Annotated in this window: 8 protein-coding genes and 3 pseudogenes; 5 read left to right on the top strand and 6 right to left on the bottom strand. The window is 53.9% G+C overall.

Annotated elements, in window-relative coordinates; translation table 11 throughout:
- Positions 1-62: 62 nt before the first annotated feature.
- Positions 63-287, bottom strand: a pseudogene (locus ATN84_RS12740) (transposase); the annotation flags it as partial.
- A 782-nt stretch (positions 288-1069) separates the two neighbouring features.
- Here ATN84_RS12740 and ATN84_RS12745 point away from each other — a divergent pair.
- Positions 1070-1567 (top strand): hypothetical protein, encoded by a 498-nt coding sequence (locus tag ATN84_RS12745; protein WP_153020223.1) that lies wholly within the window; start codon positions 1070-1072, stop codon positions 1565-1567.
- A gap of 619 nt (positions 1568-2186) precedes the next feature.
- On the opposite strand, the pseudogene ATN84_RS27640 reads toward ATN84_RS12745, so the two are convergent.
- A pseudogene (locus tag ATN84_RS27640) lies at positions 2187-2504 on the bottom strand (transposase); the annotation flags it as partial.
- Positions 2505-2707: 203 nt separating this feature from the next.
- Here ATN84_RS27640 and ATN84_RS28020 point away from each other — a divergent pair.
- The 3 genes and pseudogenes from ATN84_RS28020 to ATN84_RS12765 all read left to right on the top strand — a co-directional run.
- Positions 2708-3124: a transposase gene (locus ATN84_RS28020; RefSeq protein WP_153020224.1), complete on the top strand. Its 417-nt coding sequence runs from the start codon at positions 2708-2710 to the stop codon at positions 3122-3124.
- Between the two features lie 205 nt (positions 3125-3329).
- The gene (locus tag ATN84_RS12760; RefSeq protein ID WP_244491081.1) at positions 3330-4466 is read left to right on the top strand and encodes a tyrosine-type recombinase/integrase; all 1137 of its coding nucleotides are present in this window, start codon (positions 3330-3332) and stop codon (positions 4464-4466) included.
- A pseudogene (locus ATN84_RS12765) lies at positions 4420-4821 on the top strand (IS66 family transposase); the annotation flags it as partial. The gene ATN84_RS12760 and the pseudogene ATN84_RS12765, both read left to right, overlap by 47 nt.
- Positions 4822-5092: 271 nt before the next feature.
- Here the strand turns inward: ATN84_RS12765 and ATN84_RS28145 are convergent.
- From ATN84_RS28145 to ATN84_RS12780, 4 genes are all read right to left on the bottom strand, one after another.
- On the bottom strand, positions 5093-5245 hold the full coding sequence (locus ATN84_RS28145) for a transposase (RefSeq protein WP_425287400.1): 153 nt from the start codon (positions 5243-5245) through the stop codon (positions 5093-5095).
- A 44-nt stretch (positions 5246-5289) separates the two neighbouring features.
- Positions 5290-6537, bottom strand: a complete 1248-nt coding sequence (locus ATN84_RS12770; protein ID WP_068882052.1) for a sensor histidine kinase — start codon at positions 6535-6537, stop codon at positions 5290-5292.
- Positions 6530-7090 (bottom strand): hypothetical protein, encoded by a 561-nt coding sequence (locus ATN84_RS12775; RefSeq protein ID WP_068882053.1) that lies wholly within the window; start codon positions 7088-7090, stop codon positions 6530-6532. Before ATN84_RS12775 ends, ATN84_RS12770 begins: the two co-directional genes overlap by 8 nt.
- 142 nt (positions 7091-7232) lie before the next feature.
- On the bottom strand, positions 7233-7889 hold the full coding sequence (locus tag ATN84_RS12780) for a response regulator transcription factor (protein WP_068882054.1): 657 nt from the start codon (positions 7887-7889) through the stop codon (positions 7233-7235).
- Positions 7890-8324: 435 nt separating this feature from the next.
- Between ATN84_RS12780 and ATN84_RS12785 the strand changes: the two genes are divergently transcribed.
- On the top strand, positions 8325-8816 hold the full coding sequence (locus ATN84_RS12785) for a DUF992 domain-containing protein (protein WP_082766269.1): 492 nt from the start codon (positions 8325-8327) through the stop codon (positions 8814-8816).
- Positions 8817-9483: the final 667 nt, after the last annotated feature.

Here is a 9483-nt window from a genome sequence, read left to right on the forward strand (position 1 = left end):
CGGTGAGCTATTGCCGTGGCACATCGCCCAGCCGATCAATAAACCCTGACCGGACGCTTACAGAACGGCGGAAAGTCCTTGGGCAAAAGCCGCCACGCACCGCCCGAGGAAGCCATATACAAAAGCGCGTTCACCACTTCGCGCAGCTCCGTCTTGCGCGGCCGACCGATGCGGTTCGGTGTCGGCATCAGCGGCTCGATCAGCGCCCACTCCTCATCGGTCAAGTCGCTTGCGTAGCGCGGGCCGCGCCGTTCATACTGCCGTCGAGTGGTTTCGGTCCAAGGCATCGTGATCTCCGTCGAATCTCAGCAATCCGACAGAATCACAACCTGCTGAAATCACTCACCTCTTTTTGGAACGGACACTAAGAGCCATGCGCTATTTAGGCGAGATAAAATGAACTAGGTAGACTATTTCAATGTAATCCATGGAATTTACATTTATTGTTGAAATGTTTAGTAGTCCATGTGCTTCGAAGGTGTTACCAATTGAAGTGTATTGAAATGAATAATTTAAAAAAAGATTTATATTTTAACGTAATTGTTCATGCAGGCTTTCAGCCTGTCAATTGAGCATGGGGGATTATAAAACGCGGGAAAATATGTAGCGTCTCGCAGTCCTGATGAGCGGCTGGTCGTATGGGGCGCAACGTGAGCACGAAATCGGAACTCGTCGGTGTGCGGGCATTGAAGTGTTAAAATTTCGATATCACTGAGCTGGATGTTATCCAATTCATTGCCAAAGATCTGCAAGAGACCGGCTTGGCGCTGTTTTGAATGCGTTCGTATCGGATATTCCGCCCATGCAAGCTTACCGTTTGACGAATTCGTTTCGTTGAAGGGGCGGTGATGTTTTGTCTGGTTCCGTAACATTGTCAGCTGATTGAACTGGTAAACGGTGCATGTCACGGACCGGGAAGTCTATGTCCGCAGCTGAGTTACAAGTCTAGCGTATATCTGGTCAACGTCCGAGTGCTGGCACCTGAGGGCGCCTATTTCCCCGCAGCTTGACCATCCGCATATGCCTTTCAGGTAAAATTTTTACGCACCAGAAGGAGGACATGGGTACAATGAGTAAGCATAAAACACACGCTCCGCGCAGGATAAATCTCGACCTTGAACGCGTATTCAGCCGCAAGCCGGCTATTGATCCCCTTTTCATGCCCACCATCGACGCAGACGGTGTCATCGGGCGACTGTCGGAGGCGGGCATCGCTCTTTTGATTGAGCGGGCAATTGCTTCAGGATGGACTTACCAGGAGATTGCCTCGGCCTTGGTTAAACTGACGACCGGTCAAGCCGGCACCTCAGTTGTACCTCAACGCTCTAACAGGAAAAGCCTGAGCGGTACGATCAATATGATACAGGTCGATCCGCCCAACTTGGCCGCCGGTCATGCGAGCCGCATGACCGAATGCATCTATGTCCTTGAACCACTCTTTCTTGCGCTTGGGGCGGGTGCTGCCCGTGCAGGATGGGGAGAGAACGAGACCGCTGTGGCCCTCGCCGAAATCGCCGTGCGGGAAATGCATGGTATCAAACGGAAAACGCCGCAGGGGTCATGTTGAGAAGTGGTCATGTCAGAATCGGCGCTCTTGCCGCTTTCAATCCAGACACTAGAGCGGGATTGAGTCGCGTTACCGCTCTATCTGCTTGCGTTTCTGTATTTATGCGGATGTCAGGAAAGTCCACCTGACTGAAGAAGCCTCTCAAAATGAGATGATCGTTACCTGCAAACCGCGCTTGAAGGCCAATCATCTGTGTTGAAAGGCCGGCGAGAGATGGAAAAGTCATCTCTCGCCGGCACATCAGGTTCTCAAAATTGCTTTTGCCTTGTGCAATTGCCAAGTTTGCCTTGCGGCATCTGGCTTGGCCCAAATCGGCCTTATTGCCCAAAAGGTGAACTAAAACTTTGCTCTCTCAAACTCGCATGGAAAACCATGCTCTTGAAATATGACTTCGTATAAAAAAAGCCGGCTCCTCTCCTATGGGAGGATAAGGAGACGACGCCGGCCGTCTTAGTATGTCGGGATGTGGAATGGATCCCCAGTCCCGATGGTTGCGAGAAAATATCAAAAGATGGGAGAAAAAAAGGGGTGGCGCCATCCCTATTTCTGCCGCCTGTTCGGAACGCGTCAGGCAAGGCTGTGAACCGCGCCTGCATTTCCGATGCGACCTTTTACAACTGGAAAGGCTTTCGCGAAACAGCCAGATCGTCTTGGCGTCCGAAACCTTGTCGGAAAGGCCCAGCCCGAGAAACCGCATGAACGACAATCGGTCTTGAATGACGAACCTGGCCTGGTCGTCGGAAAGATTGTAGAGCACCTGCAGCACTAGGATCTTGAACATCAGCACCGCCGGAAACGGCGGACGCACGCCCTTCGATCCGTCGGATCGCTTCAGCGCTTTGGCCAACGGCTTCTCGAACAAAGGCCAGGGAATGATGCTGTTGAGCTTCTCCAGAGGGTCGCCGACGGCACTCAGCCGCTCGTAACGCTCGTCCAAATCCCAGAACCCCGGTTAACCCCGCAATACCCGCTCCTGCCAAATCACACATGCAGGATGGAATCTCGAAAACCGCCAAAAGGGGGAGGTTTTTAGAGATGTCCGGTTCCGCGTCTAGCGTGGCGCATCGGGAGGTCTACAGTAAGCGGTGTCGTACCCCCACCTTCCGCCAGTTTGTGAGCCATGAGATTTCGCACTGATTGATGTCAGTGCGGGAGTTTCTCCATGGACGCTCCAATGGAGCTTCTCACAAATGGCCTGAGGCGGCGCCGCAATCGGCAGTGGCCGGACGAGGTGAAGGCCAGGCGCGGATTGTCGCCGAGACGCTTCGGCCGGGAGCGAGTGTTGGTGAAGTTGCGGATCGGTACGGGCTGAAGGCCAACCATGTTTGCTCCTGGCGAACCCTTGCGCGGAAGGGGAAGCTGGTGCTGCCGGCACCAGAGGATGCGGTGGAGTTTGCGCCGCTTCTGGTCGCTCCGGTTGAGGACGTGACGGCGGCGGTACCGACTGCATCGGCTGGGCCGGAGGTCGTGGTGGGTTCGGTGACCATCCGGCTGGAGCCAGGCGCTTCGGCGGCCCGGATTGCCTCGGTGGTCCACGCGCTGATGGCGGCCTCATGATCTTCCCCTCGAACCGGGTGCGGATCATGGTGGCGACCAAGCCGATCGACTTCCGCAACTATGCGGCGACGATAATTATGCGGAGTTGTCATTGCCATCTATTGATTATGCAGGTTTTACAGGAACTTAGATATAGCACGCAGGCGCGGTCGCTCCACATAACTATGCTCCCTCACGATGGGTTCACGTTGTGAGGAGAGTAAATATGGGTGCCAATAGTCGTAATCACTGGTTCCTCGATCCAGGACCGTTGTCGTCATGGATCGATCAGTTCGCGAACGAACTTGCCGCTCAGAGATATACGCCGCTGACCATTGAGGGCTACACGGCCTCGGCTCGTCATTTCGCGGCTTGGCTTGGTAGCGCAGGCATCTCGATCGACGTAATCGATGACGATGTTGTTCGTCGTTTTGCCGTACATCGGTGTCGATGTCCTGGTGCGCGGCAGTGGCTGCGCATCTCACCAAAATATTCGCGCCGTGCCGGGAAGTTCGTTGTTTTCCTACAAAGGGCAGGTGTCGCGCTTCCACCCTTGAAGGTCGTTTCGACATATCCCCTGCTTGACGACTATCAGAGTTGGTTGCGCGTCCACCGGGGACTGTCGGAACGAACGATCGCTCGTCACCTGCGCCATCTGCATAAGCTGTTACCGGAGCTCGGCACGGCGACCGTCGACTATGATGCCGCTCGGATTCGCAATGTTGTCCGCGGATGGCGCGAGCGAACCAGGCCGGCGGACCTGAGGACCATAACGAGCGCCTTGCGCAGCTATCTTCGCTTCCTCGCGGGTATCGGCCTGTGCCGCCCCAACCTCGATCACGCCATTCCGCCGGTCTTGCAGTGGCGCCTTTCGTCGCTGCCGCGGTATCTTGCAGCCGCCGATGTTGAACGCGTCATTGCATCCTGCGATCAACTCACCAGAGGGCGCTTGCGGGACCGTGCAATCCTGCTCCTATTGGCTCGCCTGGGGCTGCGGGCTGGGGATGTAGCCGGACTCAGGCTAAGCGATATCGAATGGATGTCTGGTATGCTGTGCTTGAGTGGCAAAGCGCGCCGTCAAGTTCGGCTGCCGTTACCGCAGGACGTCGGCGATGCACTGCTCGCGTACATCGAGCAGGAACGGCCGCACGTGCACCAACAGGCGGTCTTTCTCGCGATGATTGCTCCATACCGGCCATTTGCACAGTCCAGCCATGTCTCCACGATCGTAGCGTTGGCGCTAAGACGTGCGGGCATTTCCGACCCCCCGTCGACCGGAGCGTGTCTGCTGCGCCACTCGGCAGCAACCTCGATGCCAGGAGCGGTCAGCACCGGCCGTGGCGCGAATAAAAGACTGGCTTGATCACCATCGCAGCCGCGTCTCGGCGAAAGCGCCGCTCGGGGAGGCATTGAGCTACATCGCCAAATACTGGGCTGGGCTCGAGTTGTTCCTGACCGATGGGCGCATCGAGCTCGACAACAATGCCGTCGAGCGGACCATCCGCCCGATTGCACTGAACCGGAAGAACGCGCTCTTTGCCGGTCATGATGCCGGTGCCGAAAACTGGGCCATCATCGCCCCGCTCATCGAAACCTGCAAGCTGAACGCCATCGATCCTCACGCTTGGCTTAGGGCAACCCTCGGTGCCATCGCCGGCGGCCACCAGCAGAGCCAGATCAGTGAACTGCTTCCATGGAACTTCCCTGCAAAGGTGTGACCGGCACACCGCTTACGGTCTACACGCAGCTCGACCGATCTGAACTTGCGGGCGGGCAAGGCCGGTCAGTCTGGCCCACATGTAGTCAGCATCCTTGCTCAGCATATGCCGGATGGTCATCATCAGCTTGCGTGCGGTGGCGACGGCCGCGATATGCTTCCCTAGACGCGAGGCGATCCGCTTGAAGGCACGCAGAGGACCCGGCGAGCACGGCGCGGCCGCCCATCCGCTTCAACCACAGCATCCCCCGCGTGGCCGCAGCCCTGCTTCGTTACGCGCCCATGATAGGCCTCTGCCCCTCACCGGACTGCCGCATGCTCGGATTGAGGCCAAGATAGGCGACAAGCCTCTGCGGATCGCTGAAGTACAGATCGAGAGAATCACAAACAGTCCCGCCAGTCCAGACCCCGCGCACAGGTCTCATAGATGAACAACGGCGGTTTCATGAACGTATTTATCCTGCCGAATTCACGTTCTCAGCGGATATTCTATCTGGACGGATGTTCCCACCCCAGGAGTTGACACAATCTTAAGTTTTCCGGCTATAGCTCTCAGCATTTCCGAGCAGCTGGTAAGCCCTAGCCCAACGTGGCGTCCAGCTTTTGTGGAGAAAAATGGATCCGTTGCCTTCCTCAGGACCTCCGGCTGCATGCCCGGGCCGTTATCGATAACTTTGAGCACCAGTCGAGATTTGCGAAACCATCTCTTTTTCACCCGAGCATTAATCGCAATTTTGGCGCCTGGAGCATTGCCAACAGCCTTCTCTGCGTTGCGGACCAGCTCATCCACAATAAGGTGTATTTGTGAGGCGGGAACAGGCAAGCTGCAGGCTGTGGTCGACATTCTAATCTCGATATGACGGGAGTGTTCCAACCGGATCGCTTCCAATATGTTATAAAGGGGTACCATTTCAGCCATTCTGCTAGAATAGCTGATCTTCATGAGACCATCATTGATCTTATCGAGTTCGATTGCAGCCTGGTGGGCGGCCTCTACCATTTCAGGATCAGGCTTCTCGTCGCCGTTGAGATTTTCGAGAAACAGACACAGCGCTGAAATACGCGTGCGCGTCATATGGGCGAACAGTGCCGAAAATGACCGAAGATGTCTCTCCTTCCGCCTGGCAAACATTGTTCGTTGGTGGATCAGAATCGCCGTGATGATGAGACTGCTTAGCGCAAAAGCGAATATAATTTGGTTTTTGGCTGCCTTTGTCTCAATGCGAGCGGTCTCGTTAAAGGTCTTCCTATGGTCGACAGCTGCGCTCGATACACGAAAGAGGTCCTCTTCGAGAGCCAACATGCTGGTTAAAGCTTCCTCGCATCGGTTTCCTGCTTCAATTAAGGGAAGAACGTTCTTGTCAACCGTTTCAAACGCGCGTTCCAGGCGCGCAATATCGGATTCACTGAGGAGGCTTCGGAGGTAATTCAGGGTTAAAAGTGTGCGAAGATTGAAATCGAGAAGCCTAGTATCTCGGACAAGACGTTGCTGCTGGTCTTTTGTCAGCTTCGGCAATTGCAGATAACCGGTCACATGAGCGGTCTTCTCCCGAGCCTGAGAGGAAAGCCATTGGATCTCGGAAATTTGGTTGGAAACAAGATCGGTCTGCCTCCTGTAGCCGTCGGCGCGGATGAAAGACCAGCAGCCGAGAACGACCGCCGCAGCCAGACAGAAATAGGGGAGCACCCCCAGAAACCCCCTGAACCTGTCACTCATCGTTCGCTCTCACCGCAACAACAAACCATACCCAGATAGCGTTGCGGGCCGGAATATAGGATGGGGGCAACTCGTCTAAGGGCCATACGAGGAACATAGGGCCACCATCCTCCAGTTGTAACGGCCTGTAGTCCTGATCCGCGGTGCATGAACCACGCTTTCGGTCATTGTCATCGCATCGACGTTCAATAGCCAGGATGGGTTTATAGCTATCTATTTCCTCGCGCTTGAGGATGGATGAAAACCCATTGTAGGCGAGTATTTCGATACTGGTTGCGTAAGGGAGGTACTTTGTCAGCAAGTCTTTGAGATAAGGCCCACGGAATTCTATTTTTTGGTCTCTTGACATCCATGGAGTGGGTGTAACGCGTTCGTGGATGGGGAATGCACGCTTTAACTCTTCAACCGTATAGGACATCAATACCTTTCCCGGTGCCTTTTCGATCATGAGTGTCGACGGATCGTCGTGTTGCGCCGACGCTGCTGGAATCTGGCTCATAAGTGCAATGATCGTGGCGAGCACATGGACCAACTGTCGTGTAAAGGGCTGCATTTTTCCTCATAACTAGCTAGGCGGACCCCGGTGAGATTGTCCTCCTTTGCCATCTGGATTTCAGTAGGTTTGGAGGGATCAAAGCTAACCAGACGACGAACGGCCTTGCGAACGGATGCTTATTGATCTGTCACAACTGTCATCAACCCTCTTTGGGAAAAGCTCCGGTTCGCATGAGCTTTGCCCGTGCCTGCTTGTAATATTTCTCTACTGAGCCGGCATCGATATCGAAATACATACCCATCTGTTCATAGATTTCTTTGCGTTTCATTCCGCTGGGGCGCCGCCGCATCCAGTCAATGATCTCCTGTTCGCGCGGGGTAAGCCCCGAATAATGATATTCGCACGTGGTCATCTGAACTTCTGAGAAGTGAATGGCCATTCCCTTGGCCGATATCTCTTCCAGAACTCTTGCTATGACTTCGCGATTCAGGCCGGTTTTTCCCAGATATGCGACGGCTCCACGGCGCTGTATTTCATGCCATTCTTCAATCGTATCTGAGCCGGTAATTACCATATGAATTGCCGTCGGGCTTGCCTCGACGATCTGCTCGACAATGGAAAGCCGGGCATTTTTGGAAGTTGGATCGAATCCCGGCAATCCGGGATCAATCACAACCAAATCAAAAGTTTCCTTTGTGAGCAGATCCAGCGCCATTTCAAACGTGCCGGCACCGTAGACGATACAGCCAGCCGGAATTGGAATTACAGCCTTCAGCTCGCGGATCAAGGCCAGCCGCATCAGATCCTGATCCTCGACAACCAGAATGCGATATGGTGCTTCGGAATGCGGTGACATAGTTTTGTTTACGCCTGCAACTAGAACACGTTGGGTCAACAGACCGTGACGAGTTATAGAGGAGCAGTTTCCTTATGAGCTATATAAGCAATTCCATTAACGTGGCTCGTCAATGGAATTGCCGAACGCCAAAATTGTGGCTTTATCGATTTTTTGAGCCTTGAGAGAGTTTTGCGGCCGAAGGAAGTGGAAATTTTAGTGATGCGAAAAACCTCATCGCGCGGGATTTCGGAATGAAAGCTGGAGAGCCGATGTGCTGGTCATGATAGTTGCTGCGGCCTTCACCATAATTTAGAGACAATTCATATTTTATGAAATCGCGCATTGCTGCCTTGGCAGGCCAGAGCAGCAATGATGAGGAAACGCGTTTTCGCGTTTTGTATGTCGAGTGCTTATGCCTGATGGCTAAAGCAATGATTTAAGAAAGATATATAAATGAAGATATTTATTACAGTATTGTCTGCAGCTTCAATATTGGCTTTTACGTCTGCGCATGCAGCAACCCATCATAACAATAATGAGAAATTCACAAAAATGGGTGTGTTGTCGTGTGAAGTTAATGGCGGGATTGGCCTCCTTGTTGGATCGAGTAAAGGGGTCAAGTGCGAATTTACCCGCAACAACGGATCGGTTGAAAGATATAAAGGCAGCTTGGGCAAGCTGGGAGTCGATATTGGCATCACGGGTAAATCATACCTGAAATGGACCGTTTCAGCCCCTGTTGGTAAGAAACTCGAAGCTGGCGCACTGGCCGGTCGATACGGCGGAATTGCGGTCGGCGGTGCAATCGGTCTTGGTCTTCAGGCCCATGCCTTGGTTGGTGGGGCGACCAAGAAGATTGCTCTGCAACCATTTAACGCTGGAGGGACGGCTGGTCTCAATGTCGCGGCGGGCGCGACGAGCCTGTCATTGCAGTCAGCTCAATAATGAGTTACGTCGAACCAGTTTCATGAACAAATACCCGCCATTTGATTGAAGCGCGGGCGACAAAGCCGGGTTTCTTCGGCTTTGTCGTATGTTGGTTGCACGAGCGTTGAAGCTAGCCTGGATCGAAGAGAAAAGACCGCCGCCGACGGGGGTCTTCACCTTTGCAATCGCGGCTGTAATCCGAATCCTTCACTTAAGTTGCTAATAAGCGTGGGCTAAAGGAATTTTTAGTTCGCGTGATTGCGTCCTTGAACTGGAATCTGGTGCAGCTTCGACGAGTTCATGCATCAAAGTAGTTGATGAGGCCATGGTATGGACGACGACGGGTCACACAAAGATCGATCCGGTGCTCCGGTGCCAGAGGAATATACGGGCCCCGGCATAATGGTGTGGTTGCTCGTTGGGGGCGCCGTTTTTGCTGCGGCGGTCTTCCTTTATCATGTGGGGGTTGCGACTGTTGAAGCGCTCTTTACAGTACCGATATTTACCTGGTTGGCGGACGCTGCGGCAGCAGCCATGAAGTGGCTCCTATCTCCCTTTAAAGGATGATCCGTTGTGGAATGGGCGGTTTCTCGTCCGTATTATTTCGTGCACTGTTTTTTTATGGTAAGCGTCCGGTCAGGGTTTATTGATCGGCTGGGCGATGTGCCACGGCAATAGCTCACCG

The organism is Paramesorhizobium deserti (assembly GCF_001558695.1).
In the GTDB taxonomy this organism is placed as follows: domain Bacteria; phylum Pseudomonadota; class Alphaproteobacteria; order Rhizobiales; family Rhizobiaceae; genus Paramesorhizobium; species Paramesorhizobium deserti.

Excerpts from the sequence above, each read along its gene's own strand:
- ATN84_RS12745 (WP_153020223.1), top strand. The coding sequence starts at position 1,070 with ATGAGTAAGCATAAAACACACGCTCCGCGCAGGATAAATCTCGACCTT.
- ATN84_RS28020 (WP_153020224.1), top strand. The coding sequence starts at position 2,708 with ATGTCAGTGCGGGAGTTTCTCCATGGACGCTCCAATGGAGCTTCTCAC.
- ATN84_RS12760 (WP_244491081.1), top strand. The coding sequence starts at position 3,330 with ATGGGTGCCAATAGTCGTAATCACTGGTTCCTCGATCCAGGACCGTTG.
- ATN84_RS28145 (WP_425287400.1), bottom strand. The coding sequence starts at position 5,245 with ATGAGACCTGTGCGCGGGGTCTGGACTGGCGGGACTGTTTGTGATTCT.
- ATN84_RS12770 (WP_068882052.1), bottom strand. The coding sequence starts at position 6,537 with ATGAGTGACAGGTTCAGGGGGTTTCTGGGGGTGCTCCCCTATTTCTGT.
- ATN84_RS12775 (WP_068882053.1), bottom strand. The coding sequence starts at position 7,090 with ATGCAGCCCTTTACACGACAGTTGGTCCATGTGCTCGCCACGATCATT.
- ATN84_RS12780 (WP_068882054.1), bottom strand. The coding sequence starts at position 7,889 with ATGTCACCGCATTCCGAAGCACCATATCGCATTCTGGTTGTCGAGGAT.
- ATN84_RS12785 (WP_082766269.1), top strand. The coding sequence starts at position 8,325 with ATGAAGATATTTATTACAGTATTGTCTGCAGCTTCAATATTGGCTTTT.